The organism is Tenacibaculum tangerinum (assembly GCF_029853675.1).
Classification (GTDB): domain Bacteria; phylum Bacteroidota; class Bacteroidia; order Flavobacteriales; family Flavobacteriaceae; genus Polaribacter; species Polaribacter tangerinum_A.
In genome coordinates this window covers 3,477,138-3,500,185 of the sequence record NZ_CP122539.1, presented here as the reverse complement: position 1 = coordinate 3,500,185, position 23,048 = coordinate 3,477,138, and the positions used below count along the sequence as shown (strand labels likewise).

Annotated in this window: 10 protein-coding genes; 3 read left to right on the top strand and 7 right to left on the bottom strand. The window is 31.6% G+C overall.

Features of this window, described 5'->3' with window-relative positions; genetic code table 11:
- Window positions 1–21: 21 nt before the first annotated feature.
- The 3 genes from P8625_RS15720 to P8625_RS15710 all read left to right on the top strand — a co-directional run bounded on the left by P8625_RS15720 (window position 22) and on the right by P8625_RS15710 (window position 6,713).
- A complete protein-coding gene (locus P8625_RS15720) occupies window positions 22–462 on the top strand; it encodes an RrF2 family transcriptional regulator (protein ID WP_279651367.1) in 441 nt (146 codons plus the stop codon).
- 1,796 nt (window positions 463–2,258) lie between these two features.
- On the top strand, window positions 2,259–4,181 hold the full coding sequence (locus tag P8625_RS15715; protein WP_279651366.1) for a hypothetical protein: 1,923 nt from the start codon (window positions 2,259–2,261) through the stop codon (window positions 4,179–4,181).
- Window positions 4,182–4,784: 603 nt separating this feature from the next.
- Complete coding sequence (locus P8625_RS15710) at window positions 4,785–6,713, top strand: hypothetical protein (protein ID WP_279651365.1); 1,929 nt, start codon at window positions 4,785–4,787, stop codon at window positions 6,711–6,713.
- A gap of 458 nt (window positions 6,714–7,171) precedes the next feature.
- Here the strand turns inward: P8625_RS15710 and P8625_RS15705 are convergent, their stop codons facing one another.
- The 7 genes from P8625_RS15705 to P8625_RS15675 form a co-directional block, all read right to left on the bottom strand.
- Window positions 7,172–7,729 carry a hypothetical protein gene (locus P8625_RS15705; RefSeq protein ID WP_279651364.1) on the bottom strand — a complete coding sequence of 186 codons (558 nt, stop codon included), beginning with the start codon at window positions 7,727–7,729 and terminating at the stop codon, window positions 7,172–7,174.
- A gap of 21 nt (window positions 7,730–7,750) precedes the next feature.
- Window positions 7,751–13,711 carry a hypothetical protein gene (locus P8625_RS15700; RefSeq protein WP_279651363.1) on the bottom strand — a complete coding sequence of 1,987 codons (5,961 nt, stop codon included), beginning with the start codon at window positions 13,709–13,711 and terminating at the stop codon, window positions 7,751–7,753.
- Window positions 13,701–14,327, bottom strand: coding sequence for a hypothetical protein (locus P8625_RS15695; RefSeq protein ID WP_279651362.1), 627 nt, complete (start codon window positions 14,325–14,327; stop codon window positions 13,701–13,703). Before P8625_RS15695 ends, P8625_RS15700 begins: the two co-directional genes overlap by 11 nt.
- A gap of 1 nt (window position 14,328) precedes the next feature.
- Window positions 14,329–14,973, bottom strand: a complete 645-nt coding sequence (locus P8625_RS15690; protein WP_279651361.1) for a hypothetical protein — start codon at window positions 14,971–14,973, stop codon at window positions 14,329–14,331.
- A 2-nt stretch (window positions 14,974–14,975) separates the two neighbouring features.
- Complete coding sequence (locus tag P8625_RS15685; RefSeq protein WP_279651360.1) at window positions 14,976–16,103, bottom strand: MotA/TolQ/ExbB proton channel family protein; 1,128 nt, start codon at window positions 16,101–16,103, stop codon at window positions 14,976–14,978.
- A gap of 2,477 nt (window positions 16,104–18,580) precedes the next feature.
- Entirely contained in the window at window positions 18,581–19,924 is a 1,344-nt protein-coding gene (locus P8625_RS15680; RefSeq protein WP_279651359.1) for a sensor histidine kinase, read from the bottom strand.
- A 571-nt stretch (window positions 19,925–20,495) separates the two neighbouring features.
- Complete coding sequence (locus tag P8625_RS15675; RefSeq protein ID WP_279651358.1) at window positions 20,496–23,048, bottom strand: carboxypeptidase regulatory-like domain-containing protein; 2,553 nt, start codon at window positions 23,046–23,048, stop codon at window positions 20,496–20,498.

Here is a 23,048-nt window from a genome sequence, read left to right as displayed (position 1 = left end):
TTTGCACTCCAAAATAATGATATGTTTTCAAAATCTTGTGAATATGGACTTAGAGCAACTATTTTTGTGGCAGAGCAATCTGTCTCAGACACAAAAGTTGGCGTAAAAGCCATTGCCGCCGCCATCGATTCTCCTGAAGCGTTCACAGGAAAAATATTACAAATTTTAACCAAAAACAATATCATAGATTCTATTAAAGGACCCTATGGCGGATTTACAATTGATAAAGATAACCTTAAAAAAATTCGCTTAAGTGATGTGGTTCGTGTATTGGATGGTGATCGAATTTATACTGGTTGCGGACTGGGGCTTAAACAATGTAGCGACAACTCTCCATGCCCTCTCCACTTCAAATTTGTAGAAATTAGAGATAACTTAAGAAAAATGTTAGAAGGCAATACGCTATACGATGTATTATATACAAATGACGAGAAAAACACTTTCTGGCTAAAACGGGAATAAAAAGCTTTCCCTAATATAAGAACACCTCCACATCATTACAAACAGACACTGAGCCTTTCGACTGACACTCCAAATAAACTAAAGTCGAAGTGGAAAGTGACATAAACTCATGAATAAAAGTTACTCATACTATTAAGATTTCTCCCTCTGATTGAAATAACAGTCTTCGAGGATTTCTCCCTCTGATTTAAATGACAGTTTTCGAGGAAAAGATTGCTTCGTACCTCGCAATGACGGGAACCAACAAACAACAACGTCATTACGAACGGACACTGAGCGAAGTCGAAGTGGAAAGTGACGTAATCTCATGAATAAAAATTACTCACAAACACCTACTTTCATTTTGTCTTGATACAAAACGAAACAAAAAATCAAGACTTATTTTTCTTTTCATTGAATTCTACGTTGTATTCCGTATACGAATCCAGACCGTAAACTCTTTGGATTCTCTTGCACTCCATAACCTTGAATTCTACTAAAATAAAAATAGGTGACTTCAAAGATAATGAGAGAAAATTGAAGCCACCGATATATATATAAAAAGAGTAATCAACTAAAAAATAAACTTCGAGATAGTTTATTATATTGATAGTATAAAAATGGGGGGGAATCTTTTTTTGTTTTTTTTCTTATTGCATCCGTGTTTTTCTTTAATGTAATGCAACTTAAGTTAGGTATGATTCGAATAAATGATTTATTAAAACAATAAGATATTGGTAAGCAATAAAAACTATTCACTGCTCTTTTTTCATAAAAGTCGATATAATTAATACAACTAGCTATGTAGTTCAGTATTCTATGTATACTGGTTCTCACTAATTCATAATGATTATAAATGGTGGCTTCAAAAAAAGAGTTGTATCTGAAGCCACCAAATAGTGAAGAAAAGGGAAAACTAAACGAAGAAAAAGTATGTCTAATGGTTTTGTTATCTATGTGTGTATGCCACGTATAATTATTATGAATGGTTTTTGTACGTTTTTTATTAAAAAATGATAGTCGTTTTCTAAGAGTATTGTATTCAGAAATTGTACTGTATTTTCTAATAAATAGAATTACATCGTTATAACATTCCTTTACTGTTTTGGTGTATGCCTTTGTTACATTGAGTAATACCACAAATGCAAAAAGCAAAACTTTAATTGGGTTTGTATGGAACGTTACTTTTTTCATGTTAATAATTTGTTGAACCAAAAATTTAATTGCAGTTTTTGTTACTGTTTTTGATTACTTCAAAATTATGGCTAAAAAAAGCTCATTTTCAAGGCGAAGTGTGTTTGAAGGGGCAAAAATGCATTATGTAGTGGTAATGACGTTGTATTTTTTAAGAAATTTAGGGAATGAAGTGTTTTTGAAATGTGAATTTTACATTAAAAAATAATAAGCTCTGTGTTTTATTAAAGGGAAAATGAAAAAATAAGAGCTTCAATTCAAAATATATTTTTAAAACAATAAATAGTTAAGTTTAATATTTTACATATTGAGACATGTATTGAATTATGATCATCGCATTAAAGCGATTAAAAAAGTTACATGTTATAGAATATACTCTTTATTTTTTTACTATTTTTACTTGTAATTAGGGAGATTACGCAATTATTTAATTAGACTGAATAAAAAAAGTATCCAATACTTCACTAAACATTTTTTACAGAAATTCAGCAAGAAGAAATAATTCGGGCGCATATTTTTACACACTTGTAAACAAATTGATTTATTAATCGTCGCTTTTTTTTACATGATAAGTAATGCATAAAATAACAAGGAAGTTTAAAATTTAAGTCTTCAAAACAAATATGAGAGAGAGTAAAAAAATAGGAATCAATTTTTTTTATGTAATAACTCTTGTAATATTACTGTTGTGTCGCTGTAGTGAAGCTGAAGATAAATCTCTCCCAAAAGAATCAGAATTAAGCTATGTAAAAAATACAGAAGTACAAACTCTTTTGACTAATATTAAGAAAGTAGAACATGTAAGTTTGTCGCAACTAAGACACCATATTCAGCTTTTGGATGGCATAGCCGATGATAAATATAAAGTATTTGTAGAATACTATACATTAAAAGCAGCTTTTTTTAGAGATTACAATCGGAAAAGTTTAGAAGAGTACATTTCAATCTATCCAAAGCTAAAAGATAGAGAACTATACAAGTTAATGATTGAGGTTGATATTTATGCAACTTATTTTTACTATGACAACTCTCTTTACAAAGAAGCAACACATCATGTAAAACAAGCTTTTGAGTATTGCTTTAGAAAAGAGTTACTGCTGGAAAGAACGGCACTTATTTATGGACTTTCTCCAACAACTTTAATAAATACACCCGAAGAAAAGGAACAAGAACTACTTGCAGCAATAAAGGAAATAGAGAATTTAGATTGGAGTTTCTATCACTCTAGAATATGGTATAGCTTAGCTAAAGTGAAGTTTATTTTAGGAGACTATGGAGAATCAAAAAAAATTATTCTAAAATGTATTGAAAATGACAAAAAAATTAATTCTAATTTTTCATTAGCAAGTAACTATATGCTATATGCTTGGATAGATGAAAAAGCAACAAACGACTATAAAGCATTTATAAATCATTTTCTAAAAAGCTTAGAATACAAAAATGAGTATGGGAATAATTCAATAGTTAATTACCGAATGATAGGACACATGTACTTTGAAAATGACAAATTTGAAGATGCCTATAATTACTATCAAAAGTCTGTATATCATTCTCATAAAGATAGTTTTTCATTAAGCCATGATTACGCATACATGGGGTATGCTTATTTTAAAATGAATCCAATTCAAAATTTTAATCAGGCTAACAAATATTATGACTTGGCTATTAGCTACTCTAAAGAGGGAGAAACAGGAAAAAAAATGGCTTATGAGCGTAAAATATGGTCATTGAGAGAATTAGGAAGAACAGAAGAGTCAGAAGCATACGAACTAAAATTTTTACGTGCTAAAAGTATAGCTGATAAAGATTTAACGGACAAAAAGTTTGAAGACTTTCGAGTAAATACCATGTTAGGGCTACGATTAAAGAACTATAGGATTAATACCTTAAGAAAATTAAATGCGTTAAAAGACAATGAGTTAAAAAGTAAAAAATTGGTAGAAAAATTCTTTATAGGTGCCGTTATCATGTCGTTAACACTACTGCTTTTAGTATTTTTCTTACGAACCAGTCTTCGAAAAAATAAAAAATTAAACACTAAATTATCTCACTCTCTTACAGAGATAGAAGAAATGAACTCAAAGTTAGAGTTTAGAAACAATGAGAATTCAAAACTGTTGGAGTTAAATGAAAAAACATTATTTTCTAAAGTATTAAAAATATCAACCTATAAAGATGCTATCAATAGCTTAGCGAAACAAGTAGGACAATTGTTAGACAACGACGAAGTTAAAGCAAGAGATCTTTTAATGATAGAAAAGGGGCTTAAAACATTAATTACGGAAGATGAAATTTGGATTGATTTTCAAGTACAATTTGAAAAAACAAGACCCAATTTCTTTAAAAAACTAAAAGAAATAGCTCCAGATTTAACGGTTAATGAATTAAAACATTGCACGTATATCGTTTCTAAACTACGTATAAAAGATGTTGCAAATCTTACAAACAGATCTCCTCGTAGTGTAGAGACTGCTAGATATAGATTGAAAAAGAAAATTGGTTTACAAAGCGATGATGATTTTTTAGAATTTTTACAAAACTTATAATAGGCTAAGCTTATATAATGTGTTCTTTGAAGTTCCTTTCCCAATTTGACTAAAATTTACGAGTGTAAATAGTACACGCTATCTTAGTGGTGTATGTATAGAGATTGCCATATTTTTTGAATCTAGTTTTAAAACCAGTCAAATTCATTATTCTCAAAAAAGTCTTGTTAGAAAAGCAAAACAACTATTTTAAAGACATTCTAAAAACAAATCATTTCTCTTCTCTTTTTATTCACCATAGAATAATCGTTTGAGAAATTTTTAAAAGAAAAGTGAAATGTTATCATATAGAGTTTATATACAGCTACTAAAAAAGGTATAAAATTAAAATAAGGATTATATGCACGTAAACTATTTGATAAAAGATGACCTTATATTTTTTACTGATTATGGGAAACTGATAAAAAGTAGTACCGCTTATTTAAACAAACTTTAAAAAGCATACATGAAGTGGTTATAAAGTGATTTTTATAACCGAAAAGATTACTTTTTTTTTATTAGTAGTATATATGTAGTGCATAATAATTGTTAAAAATCGTAAATAGACCGTATCTTTGTTATAATATTAATGATATAAAAATCAGATACTTACGATATACAATTATGTTTTATTCACAAAGAGATACCACCATTGTACCAAGAAATATTTACACTCAAATTTTCCTATTAGCACTATTGGTAAATCTGATGGGATGTAGTAATAAAGATAGTGCAAATACAGGAGACTCAAAAAGAAAAGTTACAGAGAATGCACAAGTTGTTATCGATAGTATTGAAGAAGTTCAGTACACCAGTTTGCCAAAAATGCGCCAGTACATTAAAAAGCTAGAAAAATTGAATGACGACAACGCACAAATTTATGCAGACTATTACACCCTAAGAGCGAAGTACCTTTCAAATAACGAATATGCTTCATTGCAAGAATACACGAGTATTTACGATCGTCTTAAAAGACGAAAGCTATACAAATTAATGATAGAAATAGACAAATCAGCTTCTTTTTTTTACAGCAAAATAGGTCGCGACAAAGAGGTGCTAAGCTATGCAGAACGCTCTTTAGAATATGTTTACAAATGCGATTTGTTGGTTGAAAGAACTCTTATCGTATATGCGGTAAATTTCTTTTTTCAGACGATGAGCGTACAAGAAAGAGAATTGGAACTTGAAAAAGAATTAATCAAGCTCGAAAATAAAGAATGGCAAGTACATAAATTAGATTTATGGTACTTACTAGCCAGTACCAAAGAGTATTTAGGAAAATACGAGGAAGCAAAAAAAATTACTGAAATGTGTATTGAGAAGAGTAAAGAAATGAGAAATAATTATTCTTTAGCACGCGGGTATTTGGTTTTGGGTAGGATTGAAGAAAAATCAGGGAACAATCATAATAAAAGTTTACAGTATTTTTTAACAAGTATTGAAGTTGAAAAAATGTATGGCGTTAAAAACAGTAAATTGAATTACTTATATGCGGGTAAACAGTATAGAAAATTAAAGAATTATAGAAAATCGTATGAGTTTTTTAAAAAGCTAGAAAACTATGAAAGAATCGATAGTTCTCGTTTTGCACGAGATCTTGCGTATATGGGCGAGTCTTTTTTTTATATGAATCCTGAAAACAATTATGAAGGGGCAATACGTTATCTAGACAAAGCTATGGAGTATGTAACTATCAAAGATTTTACTTTTCCTTTAGTTATTGAGAAAAAAATTGCAATATTGAAAACTTCTGGGTTTGAGAAAGAGGTAAAAAATCTACAAAATTTATTAAAAACATATCAAAGTTCTAAAGAAAAAAGGAACAATAAAATACCATTTGATGTAAAGCCTGTATTAAAACTTCATTTAAAAAACCATAAGTTAGAACAATTAGAAAACGATAATAAGTTAAAAGAAGCACAATTAGAAAATAAAAACCTGTTAGAAGACTTTTTTATAGGTTCCATCATCATTCTTCTAATCTTGGTAGTTTTGATTTTAATCACTACTAAAAGTTTGTTAAAAAACAAAGTATTAAACGAAGAGCTCTCTCAAACACTTTCTCAAATAGAAATAGTGAACTCTGAGTTAGAAACTAAAAACACAGAGAACTCTAGACTATTAGAGGTAAATGAAAGAACGTTGTTTTCTAAACTTTTAAAAATTTCAATGTATAAAGATACTGTCGATAACGTAAGTAAATATGTTAGTCAGTTAATACAAAACAAAGAAAATGTAAAAGTAAGCGATCTTTTTTGTGTGGAAAAGAAACTTAAAACATTGATAAGTGAAGAAGATATTTGGGTTGATTTTCAAATTCAATTTGAAAAGACAAGACCCGACTTTTTTACAAAACTTAAAGAAATAGCCCCTAAATTAACCATTAATGAGTTAAAACACTGCGCCTATATTACTACAAAGTTAAATGTTAAACAAGTAGCCAGCTTAATAAGCGTATCTCCAAGAAGTGTTGAGACTGCCAGGTATAGAATAAAGAAAAAGTTAGGGTTGGGTAGAGATGAAAGTATTTTTGATTTTTTAGAAAAAATCTAAAAACACCATTTAACACGATTTATGGTTTACTATTTCGCATTTACACCCATTGCTCTTCGAGTAAAATTAGTTGAATGAAATGAAAATAGTTTTGTATCTAGAAGTAATGGTATGGTTCTCGATAGCGCTACTGAGTCTAGCCCAAGTACAATTTTTAATTCATTACCATTCTTAAAAATCACTCGAACTGACAGTATACGAGAAAATCATTCTTAAGTTGTATAACTTCAATCTAAAGGAGTTCGACATACTATAGTTTTGCTTTTATTTTATATGCTAATTAAAATCCTCTGTCTAAAAGAGAGAAACAGTCATTCCGAACGACAGAGAGGAATCTCATCCATATAAGTAACTCCCCAAACTGAGATGTCTCATCACTTATACTTCTCGCTATCGAGATGAAATTGCGTTGATTTTTAGCAAATTCTACTTGATGTTGTATCCCGAACTCACGTGTATTAATAATTTCTTCCGTATAACAACACTTTGTCTTTATCGGTAGACGAAAAGGCAAAAGACATTTTTTTACCGATATACGATTTATTGGGTTTGTATATAAAAAAAGAGGCTGAATTTGGTACTTTTAAATTCCAAGTAGACGACTGCGATAAGGTTCCTGGAAGTATCAATGCAATGTGCCCATGTACATCTCCTTTATAAACGGCCACTACCGCCTTTTTTAAATTCGCATATCCTTGTGCGTTGTTTAGTGTATTTTGATCACTAGCTTTTCCTAACAACGTCCATTTAGAACTGGTTTTTAAGTAGCTATAAATTTCATTGGCTATCAAATGCCTGTTTTTTTCTGTACTGTAAAAATCGTTTACTCCATAGGCTGATTGTAGCGCTTCTGAAACAAATTTATTGCAAGGTGAAATATCGTCTATAGGCTCATTGCATTGCAAAAATTCGTGTAACATATTGGTTAAATCGCTTTTCCAATTTGGATTCAACTCCTGTGCTGTAACAGCATGGCTTGTTAACAATAGCGCTAATATGGCATATATAGTTTTCATATAGTTACTTTTTTATGATGGTTATTTTAATAGTGTTAATGAATGTACAAAATCGTTGTCTTTGCTAAACCAATCTTTTGTTGGTATGTATCCTTTTTTAATAAACTTAACAAGCTCTTGCAACGTATACGATTTTGAGTGTATAGAATTTACTAATTTCAATTCAGCTTTTGTATGGTGTGTACTCATTAGGGCCGCATTGAACACAGTGCGTTCAAATTTTCTACTTCCAATTTCTGTACCATTCGAGTTTTCCCAAATTATATGTAGGTCTGTTTTGTCTAAGAGGTAAGCTACTAATTTCGATTCGTTTTCTTCTAGTACAAGCTCAACGTCTTTTCCTGAACTTATAATTGAAAATAATGTGTTAAAAAATGTAGCGTGCTTTTTAACAGCTTGGGGCTTATTAAAAATATCTCCTGCTTGTTCTTGATTACTATCTTTAACTAATGTGTTAATATCTAGGGCGGTTTTAATAGTCCATAGCGAGTCTTTCGACTGTATTTTTAACTGATTACTACTTTGAAAAAATAAATTGTCTTGACTTTTTCCTAAATACACATCGCCATTAAATAACCTACCATCCATAATATGTATAAGCGTGTTAGAAACCAACCTATTCGTTTTAAATATATTTTCAAAATCTACAGCAGTGCTATTTTCTATAGCCAAATCTTTGGTAAGGTCGCTATTGGTAATTCGTAAAGTTGGAGGTATATAATTAAAAAAGTTTGTGTGTTGTTTAGGGGTAAGATTTACCAAGGTTTTGTTATTCGTATCGTTGTTTGTTGTTAAGAGGTACTCTCTAGTATCTAACGGAATTACCCTTGTATTTGGAACTACGTTGTCTTCTAGTAAACTTTGTACCAAAGCCTCAAAACTTCTATATGCTTTTGTTTTTATTTTACCTTGGTAGGTATTGGATTGTAATGTCTTTATATTTTCGTGAAATTTTTTACCGCTATTAAACCAAGGTTCTTGACCAAAAACTGCGTTAATGGCACTTTGTGGTATTTCTATCCACACTTTTCCTAAAGTATCGGCGGTTTTTTCTAATGCTTGTTTCACCTCATCTTCTTTCTTTATTTTAAAAGCAGTAATTACCTCAAAATCATCATCTTTTAGTATTAGTAAGTTTCTATCAGACACTGCAATGGCTTTTATCGTCTCAAATGTTGGGTATTGTCTTTTTAGCTTTCTTATCGTTGAACCTTTGATAAGATTGGTACTCGTGATATTTTTTCCTTCAGTATTAAAAAATTTATTTCCCCTTTTAAAGAATAGCGTATTGGAAGACAAGTGTACTACTGAATTTCTATAATTTACAAAAGCTCTATTGGAAATCTTCAAAGGTACCTGTTGCACGATAAAGGTGTTGTCTTGGTTTACAACCAATTGTTCTCTATTGGTAAGGCGTAACCTTATGAAATCATAATCAGTAACCCATTCTTTTTGTAATTCTGAAAATTCAAATTCATCCGCCTGATAGGTGTTCACATAAGGTTGAGATAAGTACAGGTATACGTTATTGTTGTTATTAAAACATACATTCCAACATATTGATGGATAATAAGAAGTTTCTAAAATTTGTTTGTTAAACTTATAGGTTGAAACATTTTTCAATCTCTTTATAGGAGATACGATTTGTTGGGTAATCCAATAATTGAACCCTGATTGTATCTGTGAAGCTGTTTCATTGGCTAAATAATTAACTGCCGATTGTGCATTGTTTCTTGTATCAACCGTTACAAGTGCTCTTGTAACATTTTCTGGAAATTTCGATTTCTGTTGTCTTGGGAAACTTTGTATGCTTTGTAAGGGTAGCAATTTTACCTTAAGATTGCTTGCAAACGCTCCTGATGTTACTTGTACATTGGCTCCATTATCTACCAACTTAGATACGGCTTTTTTTGTCGACTCTTTACCGTTTGTAACTGAAGCATCTTCATTTATAGCAACTCCTCCTCCACTGTCATTGTCTGTTCCTTCTTTACCCCCTTTACTCTTTTTACCAATGCCCATTGGGGCTATTTTAAATGAAATTTTTGTTGGGTTTTTTAAAATTTCTAAAATCATTTCTGGGTCGAAATCTAAAAGGCTTAGTATTTTTTCTAAAATCATATCTTCAGAAAAATTACCTACAGTAGGTACTTCAATTCCCAGATTTACTCCTAGTACTTCAAAATCTAAATAAGCACTGTTATAATTCGCATCTAAGCTTAGCTCTGATAACTCAAAACGGTCAATCTTTAAATTTCCTGCTAAAGAAATGGTTGCGTTTTTTGCAAAACTCGTGACATCACCTGTTTGTAATTTTGTGGCAACGGCTCCTCGCAAATAGGCTGTTTCTAAAAAATTATAGTTGATGTTACCAGCTAATTTTATTGCTGAGTTTGATACTTTTTCAGCACTCATATCAGAATTCATCTTAACACCAAGAACATCCATTGCCATTTGACTTCTAAATAAGATATCGTCACAGTTAACCGTTACTTGGTTATTAAACTTTACTACTTTACCTAACGGTCCTTTGGTTTTAGAAGACATGCTAAAACAACCTTTTGTGGTTTCCAACGCTCCTTTTCCTTCCAATACATTCAATACCGTAATTAGGTACAGATTCGCTTCTAAATCTAAATTCCCAAATTTTCCTTTTGCATAATATGCTCCTAAGCTACCTTTTAAATTTAGTAATCGGCTACTTGCTTCGGCATCTGCGGGTGTGCCTACGGTAATGTTGGTATTTAAAGAAATGCGTTTTTCTTCTAAATCTAACCAAACATAGGTACCATATAAGGTGAGTGGCGGAGAGGCAGCAATTAAATAAGCTCCTGGTAAAGGGAATGATAATGAAGGATGAAATCGAATGTTGTTTTGAGTAACCTCAAACCGCATTGACGGAAAGGTTAAGTTGTTTACTTCAAGTTGCAAAAAACCTTCTATTCGAACAGGGTTTGCATAGACATTCATTTTTTCGATACGCGCATTTAACCCAGGAACAATTTCGGCGCTTAAATCATTCATTAAACTTGTATTGGCAAGCAATGCATTGATAATGGCTGTATTGGGTAAATCGATTCGAATTGCCTTCAACATATCTTCCTCTGCTAGGTTGATGGTAATTGTAAACCCAGGAACTATGATGCCTTTTAAATTAGCTTGCGCTTCAAATACAAGCCTTCTACCCGACCCAAACAATAGAACCTCTTTAATGTCTGTAATGGATAATCCATCGGCTTCTTTAGAAAACTCAAGGGTTAGTTTTTTATCTTTTATGAGTTCTTTTATGTTTTCTTTTACTTTCGAGTTTACCTTGCTTTCAAAGGCTGTTTGTAAATCAAATCCGTTAAATTTAGCATCTAAAATGTTCTTGGTATCTGGAGCTATTTCAAAAGTTCCTGCTTGTTCATACAAACCAATAGCTTCTATTTGAACAAATGCATCAATTTTTAAGATTCCTTTTTCAAATCTTGGATTCTTTACTTTTAGATATTTAAAATCTGTATACTGGGCAAGGTTTGTTTCTATTTTCGTTACAATGTTTCGTTCAATTACAGGGGCATTTAACTCAAGTATTTTGAGATTTCCTGAAGCATCGAATTGAATGCTCGCAAAATTGGCGGGGTCTTCTTTGTATACTGCTTTAAAAGAGGCGCTTGTATTTTGAAGGTTGCAGTTTATATCTTCAAACCTAAAATCGAAAGTAAACAATGAAACTTCTTTGTTGGCTACAAATTCATGACATTTTTTTTGAATGGTTTGTTCAAATTGAGATACAACATAGGTTTCAAATGTTGATTTGATGATTTCTTTAAATACCGCTTCTATATGTTCTATTCGCAATCCTCTTTTTGTAATCGATATTGGCATTTTTTTAGCAGCAAAACCTTCAATCCACATCTTTCCTGTAATTTCTTTAGTACGGTAGTTCAATTGAAATTTAGAAAACTGTAGTTTTTGAGAAAGGTTTAACATTAAATTTCCTACTTCTGAAGCACTTAATGTTCTGTTTACCGATTGTAATAATGAATCTTTTGAAGTATTCAAATATCTGTTTACATAGGCTCGTATACTTGCTTCATACGGTAACGATGTATTTGAAATGCTTACCGCTGCCTTTCCGTTTTTTAAAGATGTTTTAAAAAGCAACTCAACCGAAGCTGTTTGCTCAAATTTCTTATTCAATGCAGTAAACCCGATAGGTACATAGGTAACATGCCCAACAATATAATCTTGGCTATACGTCGCTTTGGCGGTAAGAATACTGTCTGCCAACAGTAAATTTTGTAAGTGCTTTTCATTTTCGGTATCGTCAAGAACTTCTTGCAGTCGAGACGCTATTTTTTTTCCAGCCAATTCTCTTAGCTTATCTGAAATAAATTGAGTTTCTTTTTGAATTTCACTCAATGTAAATTCAAATGAATTGGTTTCTTTTTGAATATTAAGTAGGTCGCGAACAATACTACTAGACCCTACATGAAATGAGAATGTAGCGTCAAAATTCTTAGGGTTTAGAGTTATATGGTCTAATTGTAAGCCTAATTCTTTACTTACTTGAAGTCTGTTAAATACTTCTTTTTGTTCTTTAAGAATTGTTTTAAAGTTTGTCCATGGGCTATCTTGTGGAATCGTAATTTGTAGGTTATGAAGGGGGTCATTTTTTCCGTCATACCCTGTACAGGTTAGTGCCGTATTTTGAGCATCTTTTTCTTCTATTGCTAGGTTCGCTATTTCTATTCCTAACGGAATTTCTGAAACGATTTTTTGTAAAGATTGCTTAAGCGAATTAATTTGTGCAGAGTTCATATCTACTCCTGGTATAAATGATGTTCCGCTTAGTGTTGCTTTGTCATCAAACACCTTGGTTTTATAAACTAAATAGAGTTTTCCTGAAATTCCTTTGATTTCTTTGTGCTCTCTTATATATTCAACTGTGTTTTCTGGTAGTTTTACTCGTAACCAACAATCGGGTTTCTTTTCTAAATAATTAGGAATAATATCTATATAGTTGTGAGAGCCTAGAATACCGTCTACGTGTTCTTGCGCTTTTACAACCGCTTTTGTTACTTTTTTGTTAAGTAGGTCTTGAAGTGATTCGTATTCTTTGAGAAGTGCTTTTTCAAAATGTAGTATGTTGTTTGTTACTTGGGCTATTTTTGCTTCTAAGCGTTCGTATTCTTCTATGTAATACGCATTTTTTTGTAAGGTTTGTTCTTTTAAAAATGTTTTGAGTTGCTCTTTGTATACTTCTTCTTCTTTATATTTTTTTAAAGCACCGAGATGAAGCTGCACAACTGCTTCATACTTTAAAATTTCTGCTTGTAATTCTGAAGCTTCTTTAGTTGATATAATTTCATGTAGCAGTTCTTTAGGAACGTCTTTGAGCATGTTTTTAACTATGGTAATGTTAAGTTTGGCTATTTTTGCTTCATAAAAAGCTGTGAGAAACTCCTCTTCTGTTATCTTTTTGTTTTGTGCTAATAGTTTTTTTAATTTAGGTACTACTTCATTCAATACATATATATAATTATATGCTGCCGATGTAAGTACTACTTTTGTATTTGTGGTAAGAATTTCCTCTCTTGCTACTTCAAAGTCTTCTTTTAAGTGTTTTGGCAGTAGTGCCGTTGTTCCTTCAGAAATTACAGTTTCTAACAGTGCTGAAGTGTTTTGTGTTCTTAATGAATCTAGATGTTTGGTAATGTCTTCTAATAATTGTTTTGTTTCTTCTAGTGCTAAATTTTCTTTAGAAAATATCCCTCCAAAACCATGAATACTGTTCAATACTAGTTCGGGTTTGCTATGTGTTTTTAATTGATCTACAAACTGAAAAAGACTCACGATAGCTGCTGCATCATGATGTTCTATTACTTTTTTGGTGGTTGTAGAAAGTCGTTCATCAGAATTATTGTCTACCACATACCCCACCAGTATGAATACTGCGAGAACAATTACCGATAATTTTAGTGCATTAGTCTTCATTGGTTATTTTTATAGTAAATACTTGGGTCTCTCCTATGGCAAGTGCTATTTTTTTCTCAGTTAGGGCTGTACTGTTTTTATTTCTAAGTCGATATACTAAATTAATTTTAGGGAGTTTTTGGGTGCTGATAATTTTATCGGGTAACGCTGCTGTTGACTTCCAGTCGAGTTGTTGGTCTGAAATATAGGATGCACTAAATTCCCAGTTCGATTCGTTTTTACCATGTACGCCATAAATTCCAAAAAAGCTTTTATTGGTCTGATAGCTTTCTCCGTTTTTTTTGTAAAACGGTCCACACGCATAGTAACTATCCATTTTATGCAGCGCATTATTGGTAAGGTTAATAAAACCGTTATGGTACTTTAATTGGGCATTGTTATTTAGCTGTAGCTTCCTCCATACCCCTCCTTTGGGTCTTACCTGAAAAATTACGTAAGCTTGGGGCTGCTGTAGTTCAATTTCACAGTACATAAAATCTTTAGGCGCTCCAATACTTTCTGCTTTTGCGGCATCTTCTTTAGATTTAGCAAAAACCAACATTAACAAAATAGAGGCTCCTAAGGCACATGCCAACAAATCAATAAAGCTAATAAGTGTTCTTGCTTTTTTAAACATCTTAATAATTATTTATTTCTATAAGCTTTTGAATGTTTACGGTATTTTTTAATGCTCTTTTTTTAAATGTTACCGTTAGGTTTTTAAATCCTGTTTCTGTTCCATAGGTATTGGGCAATGTTTCATAGAATCCTGAAAATACTTTTTCTGAATTTTGTGCTGCAGCTCCTTCAATAAGCTTTGCTTTTACACGCACACTTCTTGTAGCCATCGTCGGGTTTTTTCTCAGAATTTGTTTGTTTAGCGTAAATTTTATCTGATTGCTAATCACAGCATCTGATAGTATGCTGTACACCACCATTTGTTCTTCTGGAACAAAATAAACCTGTTCGTCAACAAGTTGTAATGCTTTTAAATCCTGGTCGTAGTTCCAAACTCCCACATTCATGTTTTTCTTAAATAGTTTAAAATCTTGAATCGATTGACATGTAAGAGCAACTTGCCGTATAAAAACCATTTTTCCTTCTGATATCTCATGAGAAAATAGCGAAAGTGAAGTACCGTTAAATTTCTCACCAGATTTCGTACCATTTCCTGAGCTATTTCCTACGTTGACTACAAAAACCAGCATTAATACAATACAGGCTCCTAAGGCACATGCCAACATATCGACACTACTTAAACTAACTCCTTTATTTTGAGCCATTGCTAATCTAAATTTAATTTGTTAGTAGGATCGATAAACAGCTTTAATAAACCTAATAGTAATGTTAATAGTAGGGCAATTAATGTTGTTGAAAATGCAACACCTAGTACTTGTGTGATGGAAGAAATAGAAATCGCTTGGTCTAAACCAGCACCTGACCTAAAAATAATATCCGCATCAGAAAGGGCATTGCTTAAACCTCTAATAGTACCAATAAATCCTATAGCTGTAAGTGAGGAGAAAATCCAATTGTAGTAATTGTAATAACGGCTTGCTATTTCATGATGCTCTTCATTTTTATTAGAAATATTGCGTTTTACAATAAGAATTAATAAGGCTACAAAAAACAGACATATCATTACCAATTGTTCTGGACCTTTTATCCATTCTTTTCTTTGTGTTGCATACTTCACCGCTTTGTCATCAGAAATAGAAAGTAGTATTTGAAAACATACGTCTTTAATTTGCTTGTATTCTTCTTGCGCTTCTAAGTTTGAATTTGGAATGCTATTGGGTACATCAACAAACACCTGTTCTACTCTATAATGGTAAAAAAGCCTATTTAGTACCGCATGAATTTCATCTGTAGAAGAGTCTTCAATTTTTTTATAGGGGTCTTGAGAGGTGTTTTGAAGTAAAAATTCGTCATAAGCATCTAAGGCTCCCTTTTTTTCAGACAAGCTTTGTACAATATGTTTTTTTATTTCATTTCTGGCTTCGGGTGCTAATCCGTTTTGACTTTTTCCTATAGATTGAAGTAAATCAATTAGTAGGTCTAACGATGTTGTGGTTCTTATGTCATTGGTATTGGTAATTTCTTTTTGAAAAAACGTAGACAACAAGTTGCTAACATCAGAAATTTGAAGGTCGTTATCAATAACGTTGGCTGCATTTAATATTCTCCAAGTTAATACAGGAGTGTCGCCTCCTTTCATGGCTGATAATCGTTCTTCAGATTGTAACGCTCCGCTTAAAGATGGATCTTTTTCAAAGGTTTGGACTAAAAAGTTACTCTTCAACATGTGCTTCTCCATGGAATTATAAGCCAAGCCTAGAATACTATAATAACAAATAATACCTACTATAATTCCTGTTAAAATCAAAAACACAGGATGCTTTAAGTTTTTCATTTTTTATTCTTTAAGTTTGATTGTGACTAAATTAAGAATTTATAAAACAAAAAAAAGTACCTATGTGTAAGTAGTTTTACAGGGTAGGTAAAATGTCTCTATATAATAGCAGCGTTTTAAAGTGATACGATGTATGTTTTATTATTTTGCATTTAAACCCATTGTCTCTTCGAGTAAAATTAGTTGAATGAGTGTCGAGAAGTCATAGCATGGTTGTGAATAGCTCTGTTGAGTGTTAGTCGAAAGACTTAGTGTCCGTTCGTAATGACGTTGTTGTTTTTTGATTTTCGTCATTGCGAGGCACGAAGCAATCTTTTCCTTGAAAACTCTCATTTCAATCAGTGGGAGAAATAATCTTAATATTATGAGTTGCTTGTGTTTTTTCTTATTGTTATTCTTTTTCCATTGATGAAAAAGAACCAAAAAATCTAGTCTTACGAAACCTTCACTCGAAAATTATCATCCTCGAAACTAAATGAAAAGAACTCGCTGTCGCTCAAACAGCTTTTCATTTTTGACGTTTCTTGTGGTGTAATTTTCGGTTTGTTTTCTGAGGACGTTTCTAATATGGTGGTTATAAAGAGGTAGAGAAGAGAATGGGTAAACGCCGACCTATTTTTATTTTAGTAGAATTCAAGGTTATGGAGTACAAGAGAATCCAAAGAGTTTACGGTCTGGATTCGAATACGGAATACAACGTAGAATTCAATAAAAAGAAAAATAAGTCTTGATTTTTTGTTTCGTTTTGTATCAAGACAAAATGAAAGTAGGTGTTTGTTAGTAACTCCAATTTATGAGATTACGTCACTTTCCACTTCGACTTCGCTCAGTGTCCGTTCGTAATGACGTTGTTGTTTGTTGGTTTCTGTCATTGCGAGGCACGAAGCAATCTTTTCCTCGAAGACTGTTATTTCAACCATTGGAAGAAATCTTAATAGTATGAGTAACTTTTATTTATGAGGTTACGTCATTTTCCACTTCGACTTTAGTTTATCTTGAGTGTTAGTCGAAAGGCTCAGTGTCTGTTTGTAATGATGTTTTTGTTCTTAAAGAGAAGTAGAAAATAGTAAATCAAATACCGACCTATTTTTATTTTAGTAGAATTCAAGGTTATGGAGTACAAGAGAATCCAAAGAGTTTACGGTCTGGATTCGAATACGGAATACAACGTAGAATTCAATAAAAAGAAAAATAAGTCTTGATTTTTTGTTTCGTTTTGTATCAAGACAAAATGAAAGTAGGTGTTTGTGAATAACTCCAATTTATGAGATTACGTCACTTTCCACTTCGACTTCGCTCAGTGTCCGTTCGTAATGACGTTGTTGTTTTTTGGTTTTCGTCATTGCGAGGCACGAAGCAATCTTTTCCTCGAAAACTATCATTTCAATCAGAGGGAGAAATCTTAATATTATGAGTAACTCTTATTCATAAGGTTATATCACTTCAATGCGTTTCGTTTGTAATGACGTTTTATAACCGTCATTACAAGGAGGTAGAGAAAAAAATGGGTAAACGCCGACCTATTTTTATTTTAGTAGAATTCAAGGTTATGGAGTACAAGAGAATCCAAAGAGTTTACGGTCTGGATTCGAATACGGAATACAACGTAGAATTCAATAAAAAGAAAAATAAGTCTTGATTTTTTGTTTCGTTTTGTATCAAGACAAAATGAAAGTAGGTGTTTGTGAATAACTCCAATTTATGAGATTACGTCACTTTCCACTTCGACTTCGCTCAGTGTCCGTTCGTAATGACATTGTTGTTTGTTGGTTTCTGTCATTGCGAGGCACGAAGCAATCTTTTCCTTGAAAACTGTCATTTCGATCAGAGGGAGAAATCTTAATATTATGAGTTGCTTGTGTTTTTTCTTATTGTTATTCTTTTTCCATTGATGAAAAAGAACCAAAAAATCTAGTCTTACGAAACCTTCACTAGAAAATTATCATCCTCGAAACTAAATGAAAAGAACTCGCTGTCGCTCAAACAGCTTTTCATTTTTGACGTTTCTTGTGGTGTAATTTTCGGTTTGTTTTCTGAGGACGTTTCTAATATTCTGGTTACAAGGAGGTAGAGAAGAGAATGGGTAAACGCCGACCTATTTTTATTTTAGTAGAATTCAAGGTTATGGAGTACAAGAGAATCCAAAGAGTTTACGGTCTGGATTCGAATACGGAATACAACGTAGAATTCAATAAAAAGAAAAATAAGTCTTGATTTTTTGTTTCGTTTTGTATCAAGACAAAATGAAAGTATGCGTTTATGAATAACTCCAATTTATGAGATTACGTCACTTTCCACTTCGACTTTAGTTTATCTTGAGCGTCAGTCGAAAGGCTCAGTGTCCGTTCGTAATGACGTTGTTGTTTTTTGATTTTCGTCATTGCGAGGCACGAAGCAATCTTTTCCTTGAAAACTCTCATTTCAATCAGAGGGAGAAATCTTAATAGTATGAGTAACTTTTAAATACAGCATATTATTTAAAGTCCTTGATTTTTTGGGAGGTTATCAGGAAAGCTTAGAACAACTTTTGTTCCATGCGTTTTATTTTTTAAAAATAAATCAATGACACGCATTTCAATTTTAGTTTTGTTAAGCGAATTGATATCTTTTATTCTTTCTTTGATAAAGAGTGTTCCTAAAGATTTATACGATCTTTTACTATTTATTTTTCTCTTTCTTGATTCTTCCATCCCAATTCCATTATCAATAATCTCAACAACTACTTTATCGTCGCTTCTTAAGAAATTTACCACTAAATTTCTATTGTCTTTTTTTGGAAGCAACCCATGCAAAATTGAATTTTCGATTATTGGTTGAACTACTAGAGACGGAATGAAAATGTTTTCACAATCTAAACTCGCTGAAATATTAAAAGTATAATCAAGACTATTGTCTAAATTTACTTTTTGTAATGCTACATAATGGGTAAGGTATTCTATTTCGTTTTTTAAAGAAACAAATTCAGTACTACTCATATCCAAGGTATATCTAATAAACATCGAATATTGTTTAATATAAGAACATACTGATTCATGGTCTTCTAAAAACATGATACTTTGAATGTTATTTAAAACGTTAAAAATAACATGCGGTTTCATTTGAGACCTTGTTAATTTCAGCTTCACTAATTGAAATTGTGTTCTTTTCTTTAATTTATCTACGTACAAAGACCATGAAAGAATTATTAGTTTGACAATAATTAGCGATAGTACTATAATTAATAAGTGGTCGCGATTGAAAAAACCTGCTTCATTAACATTGTATTGTACTGCTACTGATTGATAATTATTACTGCTTTCTAATTCACTTTTTAGTTCTCGACTGTCTAAAAAATAAGTATTTACATCTATACAATTGGGGGGAATGTTTGTAGTTTTCAAATTAAATGGAGGTATTTGTTTTTTTTTAATGTTGATATAGCGGTTATTTAGTAAGTAAAAAAATATTTTTTTCTTAAAGTTAACTCTAAGAAAATCATCAAAATAATCACGACTTTTTTTTGATAACCTTTTAGAAAATCTAAGAATATCTGAGCTATATTGTTCGATAAAAGTATGAATGGTTGATAATTTAACCCCTACTTTTTGCAGAATTGCAGGTGCTGTTTGTTTATCGTAAGAATAACAACTATTAAAATTAGTTGGTTTTGTAGGTACCAGTAAAGATTGTGTCAATGTATTCTGAACTCTTACGGAATAAGTCATCTTTATTTCAGCATCTAACGATGTAGTTGCTAAAAAAAGGCGTTCACGCAAACCAGTTTTTTTAAAATTAAAATTAATTCTAAGATATACATAAGTGTAATATAATTTGTTAAACATTAGCTACTGGGTAGCTTCCATTAACGCAGCCAAAATAAACTACCAAAAAGACGTGAAGCATCTCATTGAAAATTCATTTCAACTATTTATATTACTCTTTATTATATATATTTGAATCTTTTGGGAGACTTTTTAAGCTATAAACACTTAGTAATTTTCTCTCGATTTTGGATAATTAACAATTGTTTTTTATAGAAGGCAGGTATATAAAAAACGAACTGATAAAAACCTCATCTAATCTATACTGTTGTTAATTATATAACATTTTAAATACTAAAAGATTGTTTTTTATAGAAGTACTTCTACTACTAAAATTCACCTCTCTTAAGTACTATAAACACCCAACAGATTCGCATTGCAAATATAATAATAAAACATACAAAATCTAGCTTTATTACAGTTTATTTACTTAAATATCTATTAATTGACACTTAAACTTGCAAAATTTTAAGAGTTTAGATAAAGATATTCTTCTAGAATACTGAATTTTTAAGCTATTTGATACTCAGATTTAGCTTCTGATATTTGTTTTAAGGTTATGCGTTAAGGAATCTTAATCTTTCTCATAGGTTTATTTACTTAGTAATATTGCTTCTTTTAACGTAATCTTTTTTCCGTCGAAAAACGGTACTATAAACGCATCTTTATATCCTAATTTATTTACTTTTCTTCTTTCTGCTTTTGCTTGTTTTAGCGTAGTAGAAGCACAACAAAAATATTTGTAATAGCTTTCAATATAAAGTACTTCTAAGTTTTTTAAGTTTGGAAATAAATCTTTTCTATTTGGGCTATTTAAAACCCCTACTTGAATTCTATACACTAAACCTGTAGCTACTGTTTTGGTTTCTTCATCCGAAAATTTTACTGTTTCGCTTGTATTCAAATTGTTTGTTTCTTGATATTTAGTTGTTGACTCCTCTTTTTTAACGTCAACTATATAAAAATTAGATCTTCTGTTTACTTGGTGTTCTTCTTCGGTACATTTATTCTGATTGGCATTGCCACAATGGTTTAACAGTTTGTCTTCTCCATAGCCTGTAGCACTTGTTATACGATTGTCACTTATTCCTTTATAAATGATATAATCTCTCGTAGCCTTTGCTCTTTTATCCGATAGGTTTCTGTTAAAATCACTCGTTCCTCTACTATCGGTATGCGACTCTATTTTAATGACTAAGGTTGGGTACTTTCTTAGTACTTGTACTATTTTCTCAAGTTCTACCGCTGCATCTGGACGTATGTTACTTTGTCCATAATCGAAATAAATAGGATTTAAGATGGTAGAAATATCGTTACCCATTTCTAATAAAACATTATTTTTTGCTAAATAAATATCTTTTATAAACTCTCCGTTGTGTACTTCTTTAAGATTAATCTCTTCTTCTTCTGTTTGATAAGAGCTTTTCTCTGCGCGCATAAATACCACTGCATTTGTGGTTACATTACTAAACACATAACTTCCTGCATCATTTGATGTTGTTTCTTGTAGTACGTTATTGTTAATATCTAATAGTTTAACAGTAGCCCTTGAAATAGGAGCTTTTAATTTGACATCTTTTACTTTTCCGCTTATGGTTATAAACTTTGGAATTTCTTTCGCTAGCGACAGCATCGTTACATCAAGAATTTTTGCTTCAATATGTTTTGGAGTAATATTCTTTTCTGTGTGTTGATAGGCTTCCTTATCAGCTGTTATATATCCCATTTCAGATGCTTTTATTTCATCAAATTCATATCCACCGAATGCATTAGTTACTGTTTTACTCACGATGTTGTTCTCTTTATCAAAAAGAGTTATTTGTACTTGATGTAAAGGAAGGTCTGTATCGTAATCTGTTACAATTCCATTCAATTTAAAAAAGTTAGGCACCTGAAAATCTTTCAGCATTTCAAAGCTATAAACATCGTCCATGCCTACATCATTTACCTTATTGGAAGCAAAATAACCTATTCTGTTTTTTCCAATAAGAAATGCAAAATCATCGTAGGTACTGTTTATTTGATTTCCTAAATTATAAGCTCTTTTATACACTTTATCTGCTGTTAATTTTGAAATAAATACATCTAACCCTCCCATACTTTGGGGGCCGTCAGAAGAAAAGTAAAGGCTGCCGTCTATATGGTCTATAAAAGGAAACATTTCATCTCCTAAGGTATTTAATTCAACCATGTTTTCAGGTTCTCCAAAAGTACCGTCTTTAAAAACAGTTACTTTATACAAATCGGTACCTCCTTTTCCTCCTGGTTCGTCCGATATATAATAAAGTGTCTTATTATCTTTACTCAGCGTTGGATGTCCGACAGAGTAGTTTTCATTATTAAAAGGGAATTCTTTTACATTTTTCCATTCACCATCTCTAAACTGAGCTACGTAAACTCCAATGGTAACAACGTCGTCTGATCTTTTTTTTAAGCGACCATTCAAATAGGAATTACGTGTAAAATACATTGTTTTTCCGTCGTTGGTAATGGTAAAAGAGCCTTCGTTATACACTGAGTTAACAAAATCTGAGATGGGCACAAACTTTCCTGATTCTTCTAACTTGTATAGGTCTGTGGTTGTATCACGAATACGTCGCTTTTTCTTACTATCTAAGTCATATCCAGAAACATACAAATCATTTTCCTTTATAAAAGCTGGATACTCAGATAAAACAGTATTCCACTCGAACTGTTGAAACCTGAAAATACCACTATTATCAATAATTTCTGTATACTCATTAACGCCTTCTAAACTCTTGTAGCGCATGCCCTTATATTGGTAATATGTTGCCAATAAGCTGTCTGCCTCTTTATACTGTTTTTGCGTTTTTAATACTTGTCCATACCTATAATCATCTAAAATAGTACGTTTTACAGTAGGAATGCTATAATATTTTTTATACCATTTTGCAGCATCGTCGTACTTTCCATTAAAATAATTTGCACTAGCAAGTCGATGAATGAGTTTCGGGTCTTCTACACCACTTTCAACAACGCTTTCGTAAATTTCAATTGCATTTATGTAATTTAGGTTGTCATACTCAGTATTTGCCTTCTCTATAGCATCTGACTGACCTAAAGCACTACTAGACAATCCTATACATAAAAAAAACACATAAATTATTGTTGTTTGATTATTCAT